This window comes from Pirellulales bacterium (assembly GCA_035533075.1).
In the GTDB taxonomy this organism is placed as follows: domain Bacteria; phylum Planctomycetota; class Planctomycetia; order Pirellulales; family JAICIG01; genus DASSFG01.
In genome coordinates, this window is the sequence record DATLUO010000193.1 from 1 (window position 1) to 22,451 (window position 22,451).

Below are 22,451 nucleotides of genomic sequence, written 5' to 3' on the forward strand. Positions count from 1 at the left end.
GCCCCTATGACCATTTCCATCGACCGATGGACCTGCCCATGCCTGGCCGCTTCATTCTTCTTGGGAAAGCCGGATGCGGGAAATCCGCCCGTCCGGTTTGACGAGGGGCGGGGAGGCCAACCTCCCCGCCTACTCTACTCAGGTAATCTTTCTGTCGTTCTACTCGTTCTACCGCGCGGCTGGCTTGGCATGGATCCGTGGCGGGCGCTGGCCCGCATCGTTCCCATTGTTGTACCGCGCCGTTGGCTTGGCACCGATTTTTTTTCGACCTCTCACCGCACCTCGACGAGAGCCGGCGACGCTGCTTCGCCGCACGGACAAACGAATTGCTCAAAGAATAGGCAGTCAGGCGACCACTATGCACATCATTTCGGCGGCCGCCAGAAAACCCTCCTGTCAGGTTAATCGATGGGCAAAAACCTCGTGTTTCGCCGGTGTCGGCAAATTTGCCCACACCGTGCGCGGCGCGCGAACCGATCGCCCATCGCTCAGCCCACTGCTCAATTCTTAGGCACGGCTGGAGCTCTGCCAACCACCAACCACTGACCACCGACCACTAATTGTTAGACGCTTTTCCGCCCTAAAAGTTCCTCCCCGTTCCTTTGCTGCGGGGCACGCATCGCCGGCCATCGGCCCGCTGTTTTTCCCCTCTGCCAGTAATACGAAACGGCGCGGCCCAAAATTCCACCGCAGCCTCTCTCCTCCTCTTTTCCCGTAAGGTGACGCTGGCGACGCGGGCCGCCGCTTCGCGACCGCCGATCCGCTCGCGGAGCGTGCGGGCTACGTAGCCCGCACGCTCCGCAAGCGGGAGGGTGACCGCGAAGCGGCGGCCCGCTGCCGGAAGCGGTTGTTGGGCGCGTCGTTTTGTAGACTGCCAACGTACACCTCCGCCGGGCAAGCCGGCGGCATCCACTCGGAACAAAAACGGGCGTCAGGTAAACGCTCGTCGTCCCGCGTTCATTCTTGTGTTCTATCTCGCGACTGGCTTGGGATGCATCTGGCACGCGCGGAATGACGGATTGCGGGCGATTCGACGTGATGCTGGCATTCTTAGATGCGGCTTTGGCCCTCATCCTGAAGGCGTCGTCGGCTTTTCCGAGTGTTGAACAATCAAGGCGAAGGCGCTTGACGGTCGGCGAAGCAATGGAAGACCCAAATCGGCCAGTCGGGCACGCCGTGGTCGTACCGCTCGACGAACGTTTCGGTCACCTTGACGCGGTGCAGGGCGGGGACGTCGAACGACGACTCGAAGCGGTCCAGCGGCCCGTGGCCGATAAACCACACTCCCGTCTCGAGCGACCGCTCAAGTTGGTCATTATCAATGAAGTCGTCCGCGGGTATGAATTGCCGCGCCCAGCGGCCGCGGGCCATCGAGCCGACGAGGCGGACGCGAGCTTGGGAGCCCGCGTAGAACTTAGCGGGCACGAAGTGCAAGTGGCTCTCTGCGACAACCAATTCGCCCGGCCCGATCGAAGCGAGCACGCGCTCCATTGCTCCGCGCATGCCGTGGCAGGTCTCAATCTGGCGGCTTCGCCAGAAGTCGAAGGCCAGAAAAGTGTTGCCCCATACGAGCAACAACAACAGCCCTGCACGCACGCCAGGCCAGCGTGCCAGCAATCGCCACGCGGCCAGCGCGATCAGCGCAAGCAGAAAGAGGTGCGCGAAGCGAAAGTAGCGTCCTTCCCAGATTGGCGTCTTCAGCGACGCGAGCCCCGCCGCGGCCAGCGGAAACGCAGCCGAAACGATCAGCATCCAGTCTCCCCGCCGCGCCCGCCAGGCCACGACGAAGACGCTGGCCAACAAGACCGACGTCAGGCCGATGGCCTCGACTTGGCGGAGCGCGCCATAGGGCGGATCGACCGGCTGCACGAACTGCGCGAAAGTATCGGCGAGCAGTTGCGCGTCCAACGGTGCAATCCAGAAGCCCTTGTGAACCATGCGATGCTCCGCGAGGAACATCGGCAGGCCGGGCAAAAACATCGCGGCGGCGAGCGCCCCCGCGGCTCCGGCCCGGCCTGCCAACGATTGCGCCCGCCGCCTCTTTCCGCGCCAAAAGCGAGCCGCGATCAGGCCGAACAGCGCGGCGAACTGGCCTGCGACCGAAAAGAGCAGATAGGGATGGAGGTATTGGGTCACGCCCGCACTTGCGCCGTAGGCGAGCCACCATCGCCAGGCGCCGCTGCGCAAGGCCCGCAACAGCAGCCAGCTCGACAGGGCAACGGCCGCGGTGCCGGGGGCGTACATGCGCACTTCGATCGCGGCGTTGATCTGGAACGGACTGGTGGCCACCATGAGCGCGACGGCCAGCGCGAACCATTGGGCGTTCATCGAACCGCGCGCGGTGCGCCGGCCTTCATTCGCGGCGCGCGACAGCAGGTAGAGCTCGAACGCGAACAGATACATGCCCGCGACGGCGAGCAAACCGAACAATACCGAGAAGCCGCGCAGGGAGGCGGCCGACTCGCCGAATGCCGCCATCCAGCCTTTCAACAGCAGGAAAAACGGAGGCAGCACCGTGTCGAATCGCAGGCGGTGCAATAACTCACGCGCCGGAAGGCTGGACTGCTGCCAGGAGGCCGCCTCGTCGAACCAGATGCTGCGCGTGGTGAATTGCGGGAACCGCAGGGCTGCGGCCAACAGCACGGCCCCGCCAATGCCCAAGAGTATGCGTGCGCCGGGCCGGCGCAATGGCAGCTGCTTTGCTTGCTGGCGCGGCGGCGCCTCGACGACAAGAGGGGGCGCGCTCATCGGTTGATCTTCAAGTCTGGGAGCGCTAATTAGAGATCGGCCGCCCCCTTCTCCGTGACCTTGGTGTTCCAAACTGAGAGATAATCGAGTTCTTTCAGGGCCACGAGGTGTTTCAGTCCCGCGTCGCTCACCTGCGTTTCGTCGAGGCTGAGCGTGCGGAGCCACGTCATTTTGGCAAGATGCGCGAGCCCCGCGTCAGTGACGTGGTCTCGCCACAAAGAGACCGACCGCAACTTCGGCAGCTTGGCGAGCGTTTCCAGGCAGGCGTCGGAAATAGCCGCGCGGTCCAGACGTAGCGACTCGAGATCCTTGAGCGCGGCAAGCTTGCCGACGCCGAGGTCGCTGATCCGCGTGCTCGAAAGAGAAAGCGACTTGAGTCGCGGCGACTGTGCGATGTAAATGGCTCCCTCGTCGCCCACGCTGGTGCCGTCGAGGCAGAGGTTTTCCAGGCTCGTGGCGCCGGCGAGCGCCGCAAGGTCGGCGTCAACCACCCGCGGATGGTCGCGTGCGTCGATTTCGGCCGAGTCGCCCGCCTGGACCTCATCGACCGCGGTACGAAATAGCTCGTGATCGGTGGGCCGGTGGCAGCCCGCGATCGCCGCGAGTATGAAGAGCAACGCTGGCAAACATCTCTTGCACATCGCTTTAGCCTCGCTCTTGATTCGCTGGCTGGGGCGAATCCGTGAGTTCGGGGAGGCCGAGACGGCGCCTCACCCGATTCACTTCGGGCAGCTCCAGGTGATAGATATAGATCGAGTAGCCGGCTCTCGCGACCGGCTCGAAGTGCTGAAAATAGGTGAGGTATGGGCGATCCATGTATGATTTATCGCCTTGGCCGTCGGGGATGTGATACTTGTATCCATGCAGCATCATCACGCTCACGGCATACCAGCCAGGAAGCGGGCCATTTTCCGCGCGGGAGGTTGGTGAGGGCTCGCGCGGTTCTCCCCCCTCGTTCTCCGGATGAACCGGTCCGTGCGGCGGGAGCGAGAATTCGATTCCTGCGGCGCGCGGGTCAAAATAGCCGAAGTAGGCCAGTCCTAGCGGACGGGCCTCCGTGCGCTCGCCGAGCCATGTCTTAAGGTACAGGAGATCCTGACCCCAATCGAGATTGCTGTCGAGCATGTGCCAGCGGCCCCCCTGCGGACCGCCAACGAGCTCATTGAAGTACGAAAGCGAGTGCGGATAATACCAAAGGCTACTGCCGATCGACCAAGCCAGGGCCAGTCCCGCAGCCACCTTCTGTAGGGGACGGACTCGGTGCCGTTCCGGAGATACGCGGCCTCCGTGACGTTCCGCCGATTCCGGTAGAGAACGGACTCTGTGCCGTTCCGTGGCATCGGCAAACAACCGCCCCAACCTGCCGATCCAAATAAACACGAACGGAAAGATCGGCAGCACGTAGCGCAGGTGATGATTGAAGCCGGTCTGCGAACTGACCAGAACGAGAATGACGGCCGCCGGCAGAAGCAAGACGAATTCGTCTCGCCCGGTCGCGCCGCCAATCGTCGACGTCTCGCTCGGCGAGATGTTCGCCGTCCTCATCACGCGGAGCGTGATGCCCATGCTGGCCGCTATGAGAAACAGCAGCCAAGTTCCCAGCGGCACTTTGATCGCCAAGCCATACAGGTAATAGTACCACCAGCCACCATGCCGCCATTCGCCGCGCAGGTAAGATGGATAGCCGCGCTCAAAGTCGCTTTTCTGCTGGTCAATGCCGCGAACGTAGTTTGCCGGTAGAGGCACCCTCAGCCCCGCCAGGGCCGTTCTCGCGAAGCGGTTTCGCCGCCCCGAATTACGCCCGGCCAGATCGGGCGCGCCGCCCAGTGACGTGCTGAGGAAGTCATAGTCCCCTAACGGCTGTAGCGAACCTTCGAATACGTAACCGAGGTTGAGGACGTACAGGCCCAGCGCGGCCATCAGCACGAGTTGGGCGGCTTGTCGTAGGCCAGCCTTTCCAGCCCGACGCCCCTCGCTCGTGACCTCCGCTAGGTCGCGCTTGTCAATCTGACGCTTTTCGAGCGCTGCCGACACGCTGTCAAGCTGGAAAGCCTGACCTACGCTCTTGCTAGCTCTGGCGACGCGCCAAAACAGCCAAGCTAATGGAAAAAGAGCGTACAGGATGAGGAACGTCGACTTCGCCAGCTCGGCTGCCCCGAGCGCGATTCCCGTCGTGACCGCCCGCGGCCAGCTCGGGGCGCGCAGCCATTTCCAAAACAGGTACCAACAGAGCACGCCCATTGATGTAGCTCCCACATCGGGCGTAATCATCTGCGCGTGGGCGAGGACATTCGGACAAAAGCACCATAACGCCAGCGCCAACAATCCGCCCACCGGACTGTACAGCTCTCGGGCCCAGCGATAGCAAAGGCAACCCCCGAGCACGCTAAAAGGAATGCAAGCCCAGCGGGCAATGGTGAATAGCCAGAACGATCGCACCCCGTTGGCGGAGATGAACCGTTCTCCACACTGAAACTCTCCGCGCGCGCCGGGCGAAAGGGAGTAGGCGCTCCAGTCCGATCGCGGGCGCATCAGCGCCACAGGCCTGGTGGCCACCAACCTCACGAGCGGCGGATTGACGCGGTAGAGGTCGAAACGGCCGAAGTGCCAATGGCTGAGGCCCGCGGCCATGTGACCGACCTCGTCGATCGACGGGCTATGCTTCGTCGCCGCCCAAGTCAAAAGAGCGGCATGAACGCTTAACAAGCAAGTGGCAACAAGGCCCGGTCGTCGTAACAGTTTCGCGATCATTGGGTACAAGGAGGATGGCCTTCCCAGGCCGTCGCATTGTTCTTTCTTCTGGCTGTCAGTGGGACGGCCTGGGAAGGTCATCCTCCGCCGACCGAGCCCTTATCCGCCCCACTTCCGCCAGCGCTATAATGTCCTCATGGCATCAACGCCATCGCACAGAAGGATTTTCTTGTCTTGCGCCGGGCCGCGCGGACAGTATCCGACCGGAACCTCCGCGATGTGCAACCCCATGCGGCACGCTCGGACCACTTCGTGCGCGTCGGCGTCTGCTAAATGCACTGCTCATATGAAATCATGGAAAGGCTGACGGGATTATCGGGATGCTCCACCACTTCCAAGCAAGCAACACGTTCACCTCTACCGAACCGGCGATTCTTGTTCGCCTATTTTAGGAGCCTCTTTTGCGATTGCAAGGGATGGCCAGAGAAACCAAGGAACCGTGACACGAACCACTCGACGGACTGGGTGCTCTGGGCAAGGGCGAAGCTCGGCGGTTAACTGTTTAGCTCGTTGTACCACAGGAACACCAGGGTGCCTCCTATTATGCCCGTGATTCCGATACACGCCTCCGCTCCCGCCAGACCCGCAATTGCCTGGCGCGAGTTCAGATCGATTGCGAAAACCGGCGCAATGAGAATCACGATCATTTGCACGAGAATCGCGATGAACGCCGGGAGGCCGGTGGTGGGCATGAAACTTGAGAAAAACCAGGACACTCCGAACACCATCAGGCCTGCCGCGATAAGCGCCGGATGTGGGACCTGCGCGATTACTGGGGCGGAACCGTTGCTGGCGGGCGTAAGCGAAACCGCCACTCCAGCGGCCAGGAGGTTTCCTGACCAGACGCAGACAAGCAAGCCGGCAGCGACGATGAACTTGCTCAGCGCAATCGCGAACCGTGTCGGGGGCAGATAGGCTAAGAATCGCGCGGAACCATCGTTCCGCTCGCCGGACAACGCGCTGCCGCCCGCGAAGGCCGCGCTGACTAGCGAGAGACCCGAACTTGCCGCGGCGGACAGCGACCATGAATCGCGCAACGGATAAGGCGCGCCTTTGACCAGCCAGGTAATAACCGACACGAGATAGGGCATCGCCATCAGAGCAAGCGCAAGGCAGATGACGTAGGTCATTAATCGCAAATCCTTCCACAGTAGCGCTCTCATCGCCCCACCCTGCCGCGCGCGTAAGCCAGAAAAATGTCTTCCAGACTGATCGCTTGCTCATCGACGCGCTCACAGCGATTCGCCTGCCGAACTTCGTCGAGCGTCGCGGACGTGACGTCGCGAGCGACAACAACCCACTCACGATCGACGCCGCGCTGCCAAATGGAATTCCTTGGGGGGACGAACGGCCCCGACTCCGCGGCGAGCCGAACATGTATGCGTCTTGTACGACCGAGCAGATCCGCCACGCGGCCCGATATCGCAAGTCGCCCCGCGATCATGAAGCCGACTTCGTCGGCCGTCCGTTCGATATCGCTGACGTTATGACTCGACAGCACGACCGTTCGTTCACGGAGTTGCGGCAGCGTCTTGAGAGCGTCGAGGAATTGCCGGCGAGTCAGCGGGTCAAGTCCGTTGGTCGGCTCGTCGAGCAACAGCAAAGCGGGCTCGTGCGCGAGGGCCAGCAGAAGCGCGAGTTTGGCCAGCATGCCATGCGACAGGTGCTTGACTCGCTTTGCCGCATCCAATCCCAACGACGAGCAAAGCTCGTTTGCGAGATCGAAGTTCCACGTGGGGTAAAAGGCGCTGGTAAAACGAATTACCTCGCGCACGCGCATCCACGGATAAATAAAATGCCGCTCGGGAACGTATCCGATCCGCGCGCGAAGTTCCGCGCTACGCCGCGCGACATCGCATCCCAAGACGACGACCTTCCCGCTCGTGGGCATGATGAGCCCTGCGAACAACTTTAGGGCGGTCGACTTTCCAGCACCGTTTGAACCGAGCAAACCGAATATTCGCCCCGCGCGCAGCGAGAAGTCAAGATGGTCGACGGCTAGTGTGTTGCCAAACGCCTTTGTCAGTGCGCTGGCTGCGATCGCTACCTCAGGCATGTCGCCTTGGCTCATGTCATCACAGGATTATCACCGGAACTACCAAGCGACGCTTGCCGCCGTTGCGGAGGCTGGCGTTGACGACGACGCTACTGCGATGCACTCCGGCGTGCTTCGCGTGCGAGACGCATGTAACCACCAATTTCGGCCGGTCGGTACCGTTGTCGACGACCGTCCACTCGATGCCGCCCTCCGCGCATTCTACGGCTCCGATGTCCACTGCTGCATCGCCTAACGCGGAAAATACCACTTCGCGGCTAGCCATGTGGTCGCTCGGCCCCCAATACAGAACACTGGGCATGGCCTCGATTTCGTTGGCGACCTCACCGCTTGCCACGAGCGAAAATTCCTGCGGCGGCCCGTCGCTGCGGGCGACGCTAATTCTGATTCGCGTGGAAAATTGCCGTTCTCCCTCGGCCAGCTTATTTGGATCGACCGTGGTATCACCGACAAACACGAAATCATCCGCGCTTCGCCGCGGAGCATCGCTCAACTCCACGACGATGTGCGGCTGCTCTCCGTCGCATGCCGCAGACAGTACGGGAACTGCTCCGTCGATCGAAGGCAGGACAATACGAAACGCCGCCCTCGCCGCGGCACCCCCTCGCCGCAACGAGTCGAACCGGATGGCCGATGGCAGTACGCCATGGGCCGGGTCGATTTTCGCTGCGAGAGAAACGGCAAAGTCTTGTCGAATCGGCTCTTTGACTTCTCTCTCCGCGACGAGGGCAATCGAGGCCACTGGCGCCGCTTGCATAGCCGACGTGTCGAGCGCCGCCAGCAGCGTGGCGCGTTCGGCGGGTTCGAGCGTGTCCTTGTCCAGCTTGGCCGACGTGCAAGTACAGGAACTTTCGGCAATGCGAATCTTGACCGGAGTGGCTGAGACGTTGGTGACTGTGAATTGATGCGTGGCGACTAATCCGCTAGGCACCATTCCGAACTCGTACCGCGGTTCAGATACGCTCACGAGTTTCGCCGACTCAGCCTGGCGACTATTCGCGGCGGCTCCGCCAGCCTGGTCCGCCGCTGGCGACTCCTCTCTGAGGCGGAACAAGGCGGACAAGAGCGAACACAGGACTCCCAACGCGAGTAGCACAAACGCGGCGTTTTTGATGTTGTGTCGGGATAGAATGTCGCGCGCACCCATGATCGGCTCCGGCGTTTCAGTCTAGGGTTCGTTGCCTGTGTCGTCGTCGTCGCGCTGCCCACCAAGCAATAATGAGCGCGGCTACGACGACATTAACCAAAACAAACCAGCGCCGGACAGCACTTATGGGCTCGGGCCCTGCGCTGGGAACAGTAAATATCTTGTCAATCACAAGGTCGTTGACCGTCGTTCCAGGCGGAAAGTCGATCACAAATGTGCCGTTCTCGAAGACTGGATTGATGCGCGTCCGCTTGACGTCGGCAGTGACGACAAGTTTAACTCGATGTTCCGCCCGCGTTGTTATTGCCTCCAGTTTTGTCGGCAGCCATACAGACTGACCCTGCCCGTCGTCGAACTGGTACGCCTCGAGAATGCGCGCGTCCACGGCCGGCGTGTCACCCTTGCCGTACAGCAGGCTTCTCACCGGCAGTGCGCCTCGTTCCAGGTCAAGCCAGACGCTTGCATAGCGATGCGGCACGCCCGACCCATCCGTAAAAGTGGCGTCGACAACATGGCACGGCCGGTCGCCGACTTGCTCCGGATCCGACCGCAATTGTGCGTACTTCAGGAGGTTCACCAAGCTGGCGTCGTCCGTGCCACGCCCGTCCGGACGCGGCGGGTGCATCAGGGCGCCGGTCAGCACGCGTTCGGTGCCAAGAGGATTGATGGGCGGTTTCTTGGGCTGCGAGATTGCCCCTTGAAGAATCGATGGGTTGTGAAAGGTTGCCGTGCTGTCCGAAAGGGCGTATTCCAAAGCGAACATCTTACCGTTCGCCTGCGGGTCCGCGGAATCCTTCCACCAGCGATAATTGCCGGTCGCAATGTCGAATCGCATTCGGCCCCGAAGCAGCGGAACTAACAAAGGAAAAGTTCCGTCGAGCAGCTCTTGGTGTTCTTCGTAGGTAACATCAATGGCGTGGACGCGCTCTCGAGCGCTCTTCGCGATTCGCACGATGTCTTCGAGCGCAATTCCATCGCTGGCGACGGCGCCCCGCGGCACAAAGGCCGCGGCCAGGCAGATGAGACGGCAGACACGCGTATTCATCGGGGTACATACTCCGCCGTGTCAGGGGCATGTCGCTGGAAACGATTTACCCAAAGCGCAGGCCGCGGTGTTACAATAAAGTGGGGTGCATACGCACCATAGAGAGCAACCGCACGTCGTGTTGACAAAGCCGTTGAAGCAGGCCCTGTAAGTGGAACTACAGGTCGCGTACTTGACACCCCCGATGCATTTCGTCGTCATACTGGGGTCCGGGCCGCAAGCGTTCCATGAGCAAATGCCGCAAAGGCTTGGCGGTGCCGCCGAGCAACCAAAGGCGGGCACCGTCCCGCAACCGGCGCTCACCCTCGCAGAACAATCCCAGATGAGCGGCGGAGCGGCGTAGACGGTCCGCGCGAACCAAAGCATGTTCATTGCACAGAACACCGCGGAAATGAGCAGGAACGACACCACCGAAATCCACGATCGAACGACCATCGCCATCGCACACGCTCCTTTCAAATCGATTTCTCTGGAAACACAAACGAGACGCAGTCCCCTGACATATCAGTAGACGGTGATTTCACCTCCGACTCCGCGATCGCGCAGGCGGCGGTGGGTCCGCCTAGAAGTTCCGCCGCGCGCGGTAGCCGCCCAAACCAAGAGGCTTGGACAATCCCTTCCTGAACGAAAACAGCGATTGGCGTGTCAATTTGATAACCGCCGGCTCGAGATCGCAGTCGACACGTGATGAACGGTGCGCGCCGCTCCGCAGCCGAGCGCCCGTCAGGCGACGGAATCTCGATCGCGGCAATGCGAATCGGATTGCCGTTAGCGCCCAATTCGCGCGACAGATGGTCGCAGTCCTGAAGTACCCCGCCGCAACGGCGGCAATCGGGTCGGTAGACCACGGCAAGCCAGGAACCCCGCCCCAGCACTTCGCCTCCTTCGAGATACCGCATCAGAAGAAAAGGTTGCCCCTTCAGCCCGGCGGGATCGTAGCAAATCGGCCCCCCACCCCAATTTGCAGCGTAGCCGTCCGAACCGTTCTCATCCGAAACGATGTGCCTTGGTGCGCTAAATACGCCCGCAACGGCCACAATACCGGGTAACGTGATAGCGAGGGACCAAGCCAAGCACCGCATTGAGCGAAAACGTGGCCTCGTCGACTCCCCTAGCGAACACGACACAACCGCCGCCGCGTCGAGCGCAAACGTTACCCAAGGGCTTATGGCGAACTCGCCAAAGCAACCGCAAGACGTTTCCCCGGCGAGCCCCTTCCAGAGCGAGAGGGTCGACAGGATAAGAAACCATAAAGTGGCGGTATAGCGCGCCCGAGGTCCAGCTTGGCCGAATACCAGGCAAATGGCCACGGCGACGTGAATCTCGATGACGGCGACAGTAAGCCAGTGCGATCCGAAAAAACGCGCGGCGCGGCCAGGATAGGCCATCAACTGGTACGTTTTGGTTACCGCTGCGAACATAAGCACGCTCACCCAGAGCCAGCGCACCATAGGGTGCGAACAGACCGACACTGCGTGACGATACAGACGACCGAGGCGAACTTGTCCAACCATCGAACGAACCGTGCTAACAACGCGATGAACCGGCAACCGGCGTGTAATGTGGCGGACTCGTCTTGAGTGCATCGTCCGCCACGAACCGCGAACACCAAGATGCGAATATGAATCTACGCGCCAGGAGCGATTCCCGCAAGTAGCTTTTTATGTTCTTTCGCGCCCCAGTTCGCCCCAGGCCCCACTGGGGCGCGCTGGTGAGCTACGATGGTTCGAGCTTAGCCAGAAAGATTGGCCGCCCCGCTCGTCGAAGAACAATGAACCGAAGCTTCCGGAGCTTTTGACGGCTCAGCAACGCTTGTCGCGGCGCTCTGGGAACCGTCGCTCTACGGGGGAAAAACGAGATCGCGCCGCACACGCTTGACTTGCCGCGTTTCGAGGTGATAAATGTAACTTGAATAGCCCGCCGTTGCCACCGGCTTGACCTGCTGCAAATAATTAACGTGAAATCATGACCAATAATCGCCGTCTGCCGCTGATCGTCGTCGCCACGCTTTTGCCTATCGCGGCCCTCTCTTACGCCTTCTTCCTCCATTCCCGGGGAGGAACGCCCGATTCAAAGCCAAGCATCCCCGCGGCCAAGCCGATGGCACAGGTCGTCGCCCGCGTCCAGGCGCTCGGCGGGACGCTAAGAATCGATGGCGACGCCGTCGAAATCGACCTGACTCAGACCGCAGTCAGCGACGAAGATCTCGCGCTGTTCAGTTCACTTCGCGGAGTGAGGCGGCTTGTTCTCGAGAGGACGCACATCACCGACTCTGGCCTGGCGCACATCGAGCAAATGCGCGACCTCTGGGCCTTAGATCTCATGGAGACCCATGTCAGCGCCGCCGGGCTGGCGCATCTAGAAGCTTTGCCGAAGCTGGAGGTGCTCTATCTTGCCAGCGCGCCCGTTAACGACTACCCGGGCATCAACGACGCCGGCGCTCGTGAGATAGCGCGGTGCAAGGGGCTGCGCGTGCTTTACCTGAACCGAGGCGCTGTGACCGATGAAGGGATCGATCATCTCAGCGATCTACCACGTTTGGAAACGCTGGTTCTTCAAGAGGCAAAGTTGACCGGCAGGGCGCTGGAGAGCTTCGGCCGCCTGCCCAAATTGCGGGAACTGGTACTGAACGGCGTGCCCCTCACCGATGCCGACCTGCGGCACATTGGCGCGCTGCGGCGTCTCAATACGCTCAATCTCGATTATACGAAATGCACGAATTCGGGGCTCGCGAATTTGATGCAGTTGCGCGAACTGACCGGCCTAAGCATCGCATATACATCAATTGGTGATGAGGGACTCTCTCACTTGGCGCGGCTTGAGAAGCTCGACTCCCTCTGCCTAATGGGGACGCGCATCAGCGACAAAGGCATCGCCGTACTCGGGCGAATGTCTTCGCTAAAAGAGCTGTATCTTGAAGATACAAAGTTGACAGTGCAAGGCATCGCCTCACTTCGTGAGGCTCTCCCGAAGACGAAGATCACGCCCTGACGAGCGCATCTCTCACATAGAATACAACGGTCTGGCCATCGCGGATCGCTCTATGTCAACGGCGACGAACTGGCCGCCGAGGCCGATCGTGTCACCCGCCGGGCGCTCGCACTTGCGGCGGCCAAGGCCCACGCTGGTGCCGTCGAGGCAGAGGGTTTCCAGGCTCGTGGCGCCGGCGAGTGCGGCAAGATCGGCATGGACGACGCGCGAATGGTCGCGTGCGTCGATTTTGGCCGAATCGCCCGCCTGGACTTCGTCGATGGCGGAACGGAACAGCTCGCCGTCCGTCGCGCGGTGGCAGCCCGCGATCAGCGCCACGGCCAGCAGCGCAATGCACCGACTCACCCGGTCCATTGACTCAACCTCCTCCTCCCACGTTGTGCGCTGGCGGTGCGTCAAGTTCGCGCAGGCCCAGCTCGCGCCGCACCCGATTCACCTCCGGCAATTCGAGGTGATAGATGTATATCGAGTAGCCTGCCCTCGCCACCGGCTCGAAGCGCTGAAAATAGGTGAAATACGGCTGCTCAGTGTAAAACTTTCCTCCCTTTCCATCGGGGATTGCGTATTGGTATCCGTGCAGCATTGTTACGCTCACGGCATACCAGCCGGGGAGCGGACCAATTTCCGCGCTAGAGGTTGGCGACGGCTGGCGCCGTTCGCCGCCCTCGTTATCCAGATGCACCGGACCATGCGGCGGGAGCGAGAATTCAATTCCCGCGGCGCGCGGGTCAAAATAGCCGAAGTAGGCCAGCCCTAGCGGGCGGGCCTCTGGGTGCTCGCCTAGCCATGTCTTAAGGTACAGAAGATCCTGGCCCCAATCGAGATTGCTGTCGAGCATGTGCCAGCGGCCGCCCAGCGGGCCGCCAACGAGTTCGTTGAAGTACGAAAGCGAATGCGGGTAATACCAGAGGCTGCTGCCGATCGACCACGCCAGGGCCAGTCCCACAGCCATCATCTGTACGGAACGGACTCCGTGCCGTTCCTTAGATACGCGGCCTTCGTGACGTTCCGCCGTTTCCTGTAGGGAGCGGAGTCTGTGCCGTTCCGTGGGATCGGCAAACAACCGCCCTAACCTGCCAATCCAAATAAACACGAACGGAAAGATCGGCAGTACATAGCGCAGGTGATGATTGAAACCCGTCTGCGAGCTGACCAGGGCGAAAATGACGGCCGCCGGCAAGAGCAAGACGAATTCGTCTCGCCAAGTCGCACCGCCGATCGTGCCCGACGCGCCCCGCGAGATGTCGGCCACCGCCCCCATCACGCGGAGCGTGATGCCTACGGTGACCGCCATGAGGAACAGCAGCCAAGTTCCCAGCGGCACTTTGATCGCCAGGCCGTACAAGTAGTAGTACCACCAGCCGCCGTGGCGCCATTCGCCGTGCAGATAGGACGGAAAGCCTTGCTCGAAATCGTACTTCTGGTGATCGATGCCCAACACGTAGTTTGCCGGTAAAGGCACGCGCAGCCCTGCCAGACCGGTTCCGGAGAACCTGTTCCGGCGGGCGGAACCCGGCACGCCCATGTCGCGCGGTCCGCCCAGCGCCGCGCTGAGGAAGTGGAACTCTCCTAATGGCTGAAGCGGGCCTTCGAATGCGTAGCCGAGGTTGAGCACGTAAAGGCCCAGCGCGGCCATCAGCACGAGCTGCCCCGCTTGCCGTAGGCCAGGCTTTCCAGCCTGACGCTCCTCGAGCGTCGCCAGCGAACCGTCAGGCTGGAAAGCCTGACCTGCATTCTTGCTCGCGCGCGCGAGCCGCCAAAACAGCCAGGCCAGCGGCCAGACCGCGTACAGGACCAGAAAGGTCGCTTTCGTCAGCTCCGCCAGGCCAAGGGCGATGCCCGTGGTGAACGTCCGCGGCCAACTCGGGGCGCGGATCCATTTCCAGAACAGGTAGCAAGAAAGCACGCCCAGTGACGTCGCTCCCACGTCGGGCGTGATCATCTGCCCGTGGGCAAGGAGATTCGGACAAAAGCACCATAATGCCACCGCCAGCAATCCGCCCGCCGGACCGTACAGCTCGCCGGCCCAACGGTAGCATACATAGCCGCCCAGCAGACTAAACGGGATGCATGCCCAGCGAGCCACGGTGAACAGCCAGAACGACCACTCGCCGTTGGCGGCAATGAATTGTTCTCCACACTCGAATTCCCCCCGGGCGCCGCGCAAGAGGGAATAGGCGCTCCAGTCCGATCGCGGGCGCGTCAGCGCTACAGGCATGGTGGCCACTAACCGCACTAGCGGTGGATTGACCCGGTAGAGGTCGAAACGGCCGAAGTGCCAATGGCTCAGCCCCGCGGCCATGTGTCCGACTTCGTCGATCGACGGGCTATGCCGCGTCGCCGCCCACGCCAACAGCGCGGCGTGAAGGCTGAGCAAGAGCGTCGCAACAAGGCCCGGTCGTTCTGATAGTTTCGCGATCATTGGCTACGAGGAGGATGGCCTTCCCAGGCCGTCGCGTCGTTCTTTCCCCTGGTTGTCATTGGACGGCCTGGGAAGGCCATCCTCCGGTCGAGTCCCTATCTGCTCCACTTCCGCCAGCGCCATAACGTCTTCAGCGCTTCGATCCCGTCGCGCAGCCGGATTTTCTTGCCCTCCGCGGCGCCGCGCGGACAGTATCCGACCGGAACCTCCGCAATGTGCAACCCCATGCGGCACGCTTTGGCGGTCACCTCTGGGCAAAACTCAAACCTCTCGCACTCCAGACGCATCGCCCGGAGCGTCTCCGTGCGGAACAGCTTGTAGCACGTGGCCTCATCGGTGAGCCGCGCGCCGTAGAGCCAACGGGTCGCCGCGTTCAGCGCGCAGACCCCGATACGAAACGTAGTCCACGGCGGGGTAGCCGGACTCGTGAGAGTTCGGGCGGCGGTAAGCAACGTCGTTTCCGGGTCCGCCTCGCCCGAATTCTCACGAATCGCGGTACGCGAGCGAAGGTATCGCGATCCGTACACCACATCCGCCTCGCCGGCCAAAAGCGGCTCCAGCAGGCACAGGTAGTCGCGAGGGTCATACTCCAAGTCGGCGTCTTGAACGAGCGTGTATTTACCCTGCGCCTGTTCGAGGCCCGTCCGGATTGCGGCGCCCTTGCCGGAGTTGCGCGAATGGGCCAACAATTCGACGACGGGATGCCCCTCCCAGCGCTCGAGAACCCCTGTTGTCCCGTCGGTCGAGCCGTCGTCCACAACGAGCACCTGCATATCGAGCGGCACATCGACGACACTGCGCAGCAACTCGTCGACCGTCGCCGCTTCGTTGTACACCGGAACGATGACCGTCAACAGCGCACCGTAGCCATCTCGCTCCGCGAGATGTTGAGGCTCCGCTTCGGCGTGCGCGGTCGCCGCCCTAGGCACGATCCGCTCGATCAATCCCGCCATCGTCCACCCTCCCTAATTCGTCAAACCCCGCGTTCGAAAGCCCAAGACCAAAGCCCCAAGACCGACAGGCCGGAAATCCAAAATCGCAAATCCAAGATCCTACTTCAGCCAGCCGTCATCAATCACCTTGCCGTCCTGTCGGTTTCCCAGCCGCCGATGCACTTCGGGATCAATGCCGTAGCTGATCGTCCGCACTGAGCCGTCGCAAAACGCGAAATTGCAGCCGTGTGGGTGCGGGCTGCCGAAGCGGCCGAAGTCGTAGTTGCCCGCCGCGTCGTTGAGCGGCGTCCAGCCCTTTGGCGTCCAGCGGGCGATGTCAAAGTCGTCGCCCGAATACATGCTCTGGTCGTCGCCGATATCGCCGCCGCTCGAATAATCGCGAACGTTCTTTTCACCGACCAGATAAGTGTAGCTCTTACCGTCCTTGATATGCGCGAACGTGACTTCGCTCCGCAGAAAGCAAACACCGGTGAACTCGCTCTTGGGTTTGGGCCATTGGTAGTTCGGGTCGTCGCCCTGGGCCAGGGTGAGCGGTCCCTCGCCCACGTCGAGAAAGACGTCGCCTGCATTGACCGCGTAGTCGGTCTTGGCGGCCATATTTACAGGCGCCGTGTTGAACGGCGGCCAAGGCTGCGGATACAAGCCGAGCGGCCGCCGTGTAGGACAGTTGAAAAGCGAAAGCGGAAATGAAAGCAAACGAGCCAAAGACTTCTTCTGGTCGCCCTGTGATTCGCCGGCGCCGAGGCGACGCAAATCGCCGCGCTCGAGGTAGGGGAGCGTGGCGTAGATCCATCCGCCCGGCTGACGCAGGCCTGTGCCGCGGTCAGGGTCGCCGACCCAGAGGTAGCCCCAGCCGTTTGATGGGAGCCGGCTGAACGCTGATTCGTGGTTGAATAGCGCCAGCCCTTGCTGCCGCAGATGGTCTTGGCATTGCATCCGCCTGCCGCTCTCACGGGATGCCTGCACCGCCGGCAGCAAAAGCGACATCAGCATGCCGATAATGGAAATCACAACAAGAACCTCCATCAGAGTAAATCCACTGCCGTGCCCGCGGACACGCCGCCGCGCAGACCCAGCACTATCAACTTCCAGGCACATTTTAAGCATCCGAACCGCCTCGGCTGATTGGCAACCTTTCTGGGTCAAGGGAGAGTGTCTTCGCGCTCGCTTGCCCCGCCCGCCGGCAAATCGCCCAACAGTTCTGGGAGTCCCAACCCCCTGCGCACGCGGTTTGCCTCATCCAACGTAATGTGGTAGATGTAGATAGAGTAGCCCGCGCGCGCCACCGGCTCAAAGTGCTGGAAATACGTGAAGGCGCCGTCACCGCTTGAGATACGCCCGCCGCGCCCGTCATAAAGCGGGAACTCCAAACCGCGCAAGACCGATACACTCACGGCATACCAACCAGGCGACGGACCAAGTTCATCCTCGGGAATGAGTTTGCGGCCATCGAACGATGCGCGTAGGGGATTTGGCGCTGTAAAGTTGACCCCGGCTGCCGTTGGGTCAAACATACTGAAGCACGCTAGCCGCAGTGGGGAAGCCTCTGGGTGCAGGTCAACCCAGTCCTTCAGATACAAGATATCCTGCCCCCAGTCAATGTTGCTGTCAACGAGGTGGTTATGGCCATGAATTGGCCCGCCCGCTAGCTCGTTAAAGTACGATAGGCAGTGAGGATAGCAACAGAGGCTGCTGAGGACTGACCAGGCCAAGGCGCCACCTGCAAGCACCTTGAGCCCAGTGCCGCGGCGAATAACATCGTGCGCCGCCGCTCCGCAAAAGATGAATGCAAAGGGAAACGCTGGCAACACATACCGCAAATGGTGATTGAACCCGGTCTGCGAGCTAACAAACACGACAATCAACAGCGGCGGTCCCAAGAGTGTTAATACGTCCAGACGCGCATGATTGCGCAACATCGAGGCGCTCGTCACCACTAGGCCGAGACCAAGAATGCCCCATGTCCCAAGAGGAACTTTGACTGCGAGTGCATAAAGGTAATAGTACCACCATCCGCGGTGCTTCCAGCGTCCGCCTAGGTAAGAGCGCAAGCCAATTTCAAAATCGCGCTTTTGGTGGTCGATTCCCAGGACGTAATTCGCTGGAAGCGGAACCGGAAGGCGGCCCACCGCGATATCGGCAAACCGATTTTGAGTGGACGGCCCCGGCGCCGCAGTGGCGTTGTGTCCGGAGAGCGCACGGCTCAGGAAGCGGTAGCTTTTTAACGGCAGCAACGTCCCTTCAAACCCATATCCAAGATTGATGACGAACAGACTTAGGGCCAACATCATCACGAGTTGCTTCACTTCGCGTACGCCGTTCCCGGTCCTCGAGAGGCACCACCACAGCCACACTGCCGGCCAGAGAGCGTAGAGCAGGATAAACGTTGTCTTACACAGTTGCGCAAGACCAAGCGTAAGCCCGGCAGCGTAGGCACCCTCCCAACTGCGCGCGCGCAGCCATCGCCAAAACATGTAACACGTAAGAACACCCAAAGCGGTCGCCCCAAGGTCTGGCGTGATCATCTGCGCATGGGCCAGTATGTTGGGCGAAAAGCACCATAGTACCACGGACATCAAGCCAGCCGCGGGCCCGTACAGGTCGCGGGCCCAACGAAAGCATATGTACGCGCCCAAACAACTAAACGGAGCGCAAGCCCACCGAGCGATGGTAAAAAACGAAAACGCACGACTCCCATGCATCTCAATCAATCGCGCGCCACAGTTGAATTCCGGGCGGTTACCTGATAGGATGGCACGCTCCTCCCATTCGTTCCTCGTTTCCATACAGACCACAGGCGCAGTCGCAATCAGCCGGACTAGAGGCGGATTGACACAATATAGTGTAAAGCACCCCGATCGCCAATGGCTGACACCCGCCGCCAAGTGGCCTACCTCGTCCAGCGACGGGCTGTGCTTCGTCGCCCCGTACAGAATCAACCCCAGATGTATGAACACCATGACACCGGCGGTTATTCGGACAACTCCCCCCGTAGACATTTTCATCGCCGCCCTCATCCTCCCCGTGTTCGGCCGCGCAAATACGCCGCAACGCCGAGGACCGCAAGGGCGACGATTGAGATCACCGCCAATGCGCCACGCGCCACTGCACTTAGACCCCGTTGATCTTTACGGGCTTCGTCCACCAAATATTTGCGGCCCTCCTTGGCGAGGTCACGAAGGGCGTCGAGGCCATCCCCTGGAACCTCATACGTCTTGTTCGTTGCCATGTCCAGAACATAGCTCCCCGCCGGCAGTGTCGCCCGGAAATCGTCGTCGGTGGCTTCGTTAATGCCAATATGCGATACCCGGAGCGATGCTTCAGCATATACCTTATTCCAATACTCTTTGGGATTATACAACTCGGCGAATGTCTCACGGTGCCAGCGCCTGGGTACCCAGAGCCCAGCCGACTCCACAAAGTCTGACAGCGTATCTCGGTACACGAGCGCCATATCCTCTGGTCCGTAGTACAGTTCCCTACGTCGGAATGCGAAGCCGATATTTGGGTCTACCCATAGCTTATCGTAGCCCTCGGCAAGCAACACGTGGCACCACGCCGAATCGACCAGTTCCAAATCGGCCTGTACACGATAGTGGGCGTTGGCGCCGAACGGGGTGGGCCGCAGACAGTGCGGGTAGAACCAAGCGTTGTCATAGTTGGCTCGGTCGCGATCGGTTATGGCGATGCCAAGCGCCACTTCGGCATATAATTCCCCTGCCTCGCAGGCTCGATTCTTCCCTGGCGTGAGCATTGCGATCGACCCCGGTGAGAACTCGATGCTTTGCTCGCCATCGAAGATTACGGTCGTTGGTGGCCGCTGATGGCTGCGACCGCGCGGCGCCTTAGGCGCGGTTGGTTCAATATACAGCCGTCGCCGCTCGCCATCCATGACGAACAGCACCCGGTAGGGGTCAAGCGCAAGCGCGTCGGGCCGCTCTTTGTGTGCGGGGAGCTCTATTAACTGGCGAAACGAGACATCGTACTCGACCCGAAGGTTCTTTATTTTCCGTGCCCTCTCCGACGCCGCTCGGTATATGTCAGCCTGGGTAAATGTCGCCTTGAGTGCCGGCTCGACTGCCATCGCGTGCGGTACAGCGGCCGATATGACGAGCGCGACCCCGAAATGCGCATGAACCAGTAATCGCGTCAGATACGGCAGCGCGCCCCAGGGACGCGCCCTTCGCCGCCGGCATGCTACGAAGAACATAAACGCCTCATTTGGTAGATTGATCCGAACTGTCTTCTACGTTTGTGATGTTGCCGTCGCCGCCGTGGAGGGCCGGATGTGTTTGGCCCACAGATTCGGAAACCACATTCGAAGTGCGTTCAGCGCGTGCGTGTATGCGCTAAAGTGCCCTTCGAATCCTGCCGGCGATTCTTGTAGGAGAATGTCGCGCAAATAGTCGCAGCCGCGCAGCACCATGTCTGCATCTACCTTAACCTCTGGCGGCACCGCCGCAAGCCATTCTAAGGTATGTGCCGTCACGGTCATCCCTTCTATGCGCGATGGTTCAGCGATGCATCGCGCAACGTCGTCACTCCAGCCGGCCGACCAAGCGCCCGCGGAACTCTGCGTCCGGCGCAGCACTCCCGATACCTCGTTAAGACGAGCGATCGCGCGGCGGCGTACGGCCGGACTGAGGAGTGCTGTCTGACTGTCGGCGTTCAACAACGCGGCCACGCCGAAGTTAATGTGCGTACCGTAACACGAGGCCCCCCGCGTATCAGAGGTCATCAAAAAGTCGCATACGTCATCAAACGCGAAGCGCTCGCCGAACTTGTTTTCCCAGCCGCCCACATTAGGTGCATAAAGCGCCACGGCGATCACCGCCCATACCACCTCGTCGTCCAGCGTAAAGCTCCAGAGACAATAGCGCAGTGCTTCCGATAACGCGACGTCCCGTCCGTGAACCTTGAAGGCGCTGGCGGACGGCGTCCCAAGCATAGCCAACACAGAAAGCGTTTTATGGGGGTGCGGATCCGCCGGTCGCAGATCTGTATTGTAGAGCGCACGCGGGACGACCGCGAGTTTTAGTCCCTGGTCCGTCAATTGGTGAAACGTCCCCGCGGGGAAGTGTTGCTGCATCGAGTCGCTGTCGAAGACCATCCTAAGTACACGCCGGCCGGACCACGTAGCGCTCTCGCCGAAGCCAGCATTGCCCCAAAGCCGGAGCCCATGTATCAACTCTGGCCACTGCGGCGACGGAGGCAACTGTAGACGCCTAATTGCTGACACGAGCGCGTCGTCATCAGTCCGCGAAAAGGCGCGTCTATTTGGAGTCAACGCCAAAGGCACTGCTCTGAGCGCGGGCAACGCGTCCTTTCGTAACTCCGCGATAGGTGACGGCGTTCCCCAGGTTGAGAATAGGATCACGGCGGATGCCAGGGCAAGCGATAACGCGGCTACGGCACGTCGAACTGACTTTAATGGCATTGGCAAATCCTCGGGGTGCGTGAGGCTATAGGACGCGTAATTTCTGGAAGATCCAAGGCTAGAGGACTGTGATGGGCGCTTTTACGGTGGCGGGCCGAGCGCATAGGCGTCCAAGCGAAGCGTATGTTCCGCGGTGCCCAAGCGATATCGAATTGCAAATTCACCTTTTCCTGGGCGCCAGTCACCCTGCGATTGCAATGGCACAGTTACCGAACGGCGGTAGTACTGGCCGTCACTAATTGGCGGATCAACCTCTGAACGGGAGATTACTGCGGCGACCCATGGGAAAGGCGACTCCACAGAAAGTAGCTGGAGGTCTGCGTCGCGAACCACGGACATCAGATATAATCTGAGCGGCGGCGGTTGAAGCGAGTTGGAAACGCCCCGGATTACGATTGGTCCGGATATCGAGTCAAGCCCTTCGAAGAAACCGGCGAGCGTAAACTTGTGCGTTTCTGGCGCGTTGTCATCGCCCGGTGTCGCCAAGGGCGCGGCGGTTACAATGAGAAATTCTGCCACGTGGCCCGAGTGCTTGACGATCTCCGTCGACAATCCTAGCGTGAGTGTGCCATCAGCCCATGGCTCAAGGACTTCCGGCGGAGCGAGGCGTGAATTCACGCAACCGCAAGTCGCTCGGCCGCGCGAAAGGCGAATTGGATGGTCCGTGACGTTGCGAAATCGAAACTGGTGCTCTGCCCTGATCCCGCGCGTGAGAACGCCGAAATCATTTGTCGCCGGGTCCAGTTCTTCGAGGAGGAACTTCGGCGGCGCGGAAGGTGCGAGCGATGGCCGGCCAACAAGGCTACGAAACATGTCGGAAAATAAGAACGCCCCGGCGCTAGTTGAAAGGATAAGCGAAACAATTATGATAATGCGCGACATCGGACGGACGAGAATAAAA

Annotated in this window: 17 protein-coding genes; 1 reads left to right on the top strand and 16 read right to left on the bottom strand. The window is 60.9% G+C overall.

Annotated elements, in window-relative coordinates:
- Positions 1-1,110: 1,110 nt before the first annotated feature.
- From VNH11_23630 to VNH11_23665, 8 genes are all read right to left on the bottom strand, one after another.
- Positions 1,111-2,748, bottom strand: coding sequence for a glycosyltransferase family 39 protein (locus VNH11_23630; protein ID HVA49377.1), 1,638 nt, complete (start codon positions 2,746-2,748; stop codon positions 1,111-1,113).
- A gap of 29 nt (positions 2,749-2,777) precedes the next feature.
- A complete protein-coding gene (locus VNH11_23635) occupies positions 2,778-3,389 on the bottom strand; it encodes a hypothetical protein (GenBank protein HVA49378.1) in 612 nt (203 codons plus the stop codon).
- Positions 3,390-3,393: 4 nt separating this feature from the next.
- Positions 3,394-5,379: a glycosyltransferase family 39 protein gene (locus tag VNH11_23640; protein ID HVA49379.1), complete on the bottom strand. Its 1,986-nt coding sequence runs from the start codon at positions 5,377-5,379 to the stop codon at positions 3,394-3,396.
- A gap of 614 nt (positions 5,380-5,993) precedes the next feature.
- Positions 5,994-6,629 carry a hypothetical protein gene (locus VNH11_23645; GenBank protein ID HVA49380.1) on the bottom strand — a complete coding sequence of 212 codons (636 nt, stop codon included), beginning with the start codon at positions 6,627-6,629 and terminating at the stop codon, positions 5,994-5,996.
- Positions 6,630-6,658: 29 nt separating this feature from the next.
- Positions 6,659-7,570, bottom strand: a complete 912-nt coding sequence (locus VNH11_23650; protein ID HVA49381.1) for an ABC transporter ATP-binding protein — start codon at positions 7,568-7,570, stop codon at positions 6,659-6,661.
- A 4-nt stretch (positions 7,571-7,574) separates the two neighbouring features.
- Complete coding sequence (locus VNH11_23655; GenBank protein HVA49382.1) at positions 7,575-8,522, bottom strand: DUF1573 domain-containing protein; 948 nt, start codon at positions 8,520-8,522, stop codon at positions 7,575-7,577.
- Positions 8,523-8,718: 196 nt separating this feature from the next.
- Complete coding sequence (locus tag VNH11_23660; protein HVA49383.1) at positions 8,719-9,747, bottom strand: hypothetical protein; 1,029 nt, start codon at positions 9,745-9,747, stop codon at positions 8,719-8,721.
- Between the two features lie 455 nt (positions 9,748-10,202).
- Positions 10,203-11,198: a MauE/DoxX family redox-associated membrane protein gene (locus tag VNH11_23665; protein ID HVA49384.1), complete on the bottom strand. Its 996-nt coding sequence runs from the start codon at positions 11,196-11,198 to the stop codon at positions 10,203-10,205.
- A 514-nt stretch (positions 11,199-11,712) separates the two neighbouring features.
- Here VNH11_23665 and VNH11_23670 point away from each other — a divergent pair.
- Positions 11,713-12,738 carry a hypothetical protein gene (locus VNH11_23670; GenBank protein HVA49385.1) on the top strand — a complete coding sequence of 342 codons (1,026 nt, stop codon included), beginning with the start codon at positions 11,713-11,715 and terminating at the stop codon, positions 12,736-12,738.
- A gap of 12 nt (positions 12,739-12,750) precedes the next feature.
- Here the strand turns inward: VNH11_23670 and VNH11_23675 are convergent, their stop codons facing one another.
- The 8 genes from VNH11_23675 to VNH11_23710 all read right to left on the bottom strand — a co-directional run bounded on the left by VNH11_23675 (position 12,751) and on the right by VNH11_23710 (position 22,432).
- Positions 12,751-13,137, bottom strand: a complete 387-nt coding sequence (locus tag VNH11_23675; GenBank protein ID HVA49386.1) for a hypothetical protein — start codon at positions 13,135-13,137, stop codon at positions 12,751-12,753.
- On the bottom strand, positions 13,097-15,160 hold the full coding sequence (locus VNH11_23680; protein ID HVA49387.1) for a glycosyltransferase family 39 protein: 2,064 nt from the start codon (positions 15,158-15,160) through the stop codon (positions 13,097-13,099). Before VNH11_23680 ends, VNH11_23675 begins: the two co-directional genes overlap by 41 nt.
- Positions 15,161-15,255: 95 nt before the next feature.
- Positions 15,256-16,113, bottom strand: a complete 858-nt coding sequence (locus VNH11_23685) for a glycosyltransferase family 2 protein (GenBank protein HVA49388.1) — start codon at positions 16,111-16,113, stop codon at positions 15,256-15,258.
- Between the two features lie 99 nt (positions 16,114-16,212).
- The gene (locus tag VNH11_23690) at positions 16,213-17,220 is read right to left on the bottom strand and encodes a DUF1559 domain-containing protein (GenBank protein ID HVA49389.1); all 1,008 of its coding nucleotides are present in this window, start codon (positions 17,218-17,220) and stop codon (positions 16,213-16,215) included.
- A 35-nt stretch (positions 17,221-17,255) separates the two neighbouring features.
- A complete protein-coding gene (locus tag VNH11_23695; GenBank protein ID HVA49390.1) occupies positions 17,256-19,130 on the bottom strand; it encodes a glycosyltransferase family 39 protein in 1,875 nt (624 codons plus the stop codon).
- Positions 19,127-20,323, bottom strand: a complete 1,197-nt coding sequence (locus VNH11_23700) for a hypothetical protein (GenBank protein ID HVA49391.1) — start codon at positions 20,321-20,323, stop codon at positions 19,127-19,129. Before VNH11_23700 ends, VNH11_23695 begins: the two co-directional genes overlap by 4 nt.
- A gap of 36 nt (positions 20,324-20,359) precedes the next feature.
- Positions 20,360-21,223, bottom strand: a complete 864-nt coding sequence (locus tag VNH11_23705; GenBank protein HVA49392.1) for a hypothetical protein — start codon at positions 21,221-21,223, stop codon at positions 20,360-20,362.
- A 408-nt stretch (positions 21,224-21,631) separates the two neighbouring features.
- Positions 21,632-22,432, bottom strand: coding sequence for a DUF1573 domain-containing protein (locus VNH11_23710; GenBank protein ID HVA49393.1), 801 nt, complete (start codon positions 22,430-22,432; stop codon positions 21,632-21,634).
- Positions 22,433-22,451: the final 19 nt, after the last annotated feature.

Bases quoted from the DNA above. Each gene is read 5' to 3' on its own strand.
- VNH11_23650 (HVA49381.1), bottom strand. From the start codon at position 7,570: ATGAGCCAAGGCGACATGCCTGAGGTAGCGATCGCAGCCAGCGCACTG.
- VNH11_23670 (HVA49385.1), top strand. From the start codon at position 11,713: ATGACCAATAATCGCCGTCTGCCGCTGATCGTCGTCGCCACGCTTTTG.
- VNH11_23635 (HVA49378.1), bottom strand. From the start codon at position 3,389: ATGTGCAAGAGATGTTTGCCAGCGTTGCTCTTCATACTCGCGGCGATC.
- VNH11_23700 (HVA49391.1), bottom strand. From the start codon at position 20,323: ATGTTCTTCGTAGCATGCCGGCGGCGAAGGGCGCGTCCCTGGGGCGCG.
- VNH11_23710 (HVA49393.1), bottom strand. From the start codon at position 22,432: ATGTCGCGCATTATCATAATTGTTTCGCTTATCCTTTCAACTAGCGCC.
- VNH11_23665 (HVA49384.1), bottom strand. From the start codon at position 11,198: ATGGTGCGCTGGCTCTGGGTGAGCGTGCTTATGTTCGCAGCGGTAACC.
- VNH11_23660 (HVA49383.1), bottom strand. From the start codon at position 9,747: ATGAATACGCGTGTCTGCCGTCTCATCTGCCTGGCCGCGGCCTTTGTG.
- VNH11_23645 (HVA49380.1), bottom strand. From the start codon at position 6,629: ATGACCTACGTCATCTGCCTTGCGCTTGCTCTGATGGCGATGCCCTAT.
- VNH11_23705 (HVA49392.1), bottom strand. From the start codon at position 21,223: ATGGTCTTCGACAGCGACTCGATGCAGCAACACTTCCCCGCGGGGACG.
- VNH11_23690 (HVA49389.1), bottom strand. From the start codon at position 17,220: ATGCTTAAAATGTGCCTGGAAGTTGATAGTGCTGGGTCTGCGCGGCGG.
- VNH11_23640 (HVA49379.1), bottom strand. From the start codon at position 5,379: ATGGCCGCGGGCCTCAGCCATTGGCACTTCGGCCGTTTCGACCTCTAC.
- VNH11_23680 (HVA49387.1), bottom strand. From the start codon at position 15,160: ATGATCGCGAAACTATCAGAACGACCGGGCCTTGTTGCGACGCTCTTG.
- VNH11_23630 (HVA49377.1), bottom strand. From the start codon at position 2,748: ATGAGCGCGCCCCCTCTTGTCGTCGAGGCGCCGCCGCGCCAGCAAGCA.
- VNH11_23685 (HVA49388.1), bottom strand. From the start codon at position 16,113: ATGGCGGGATTGATCGAGCGGATCGTGCCTAGGGCGGCGACCGCGCAC.
- VNH11_23695 (HVA49390.1), bottom strand. From the start codon at position 19,130: ATGAGGGCGGCGATGAAAATGTCTACGGGGGGAGTTGTCCGAATAACC.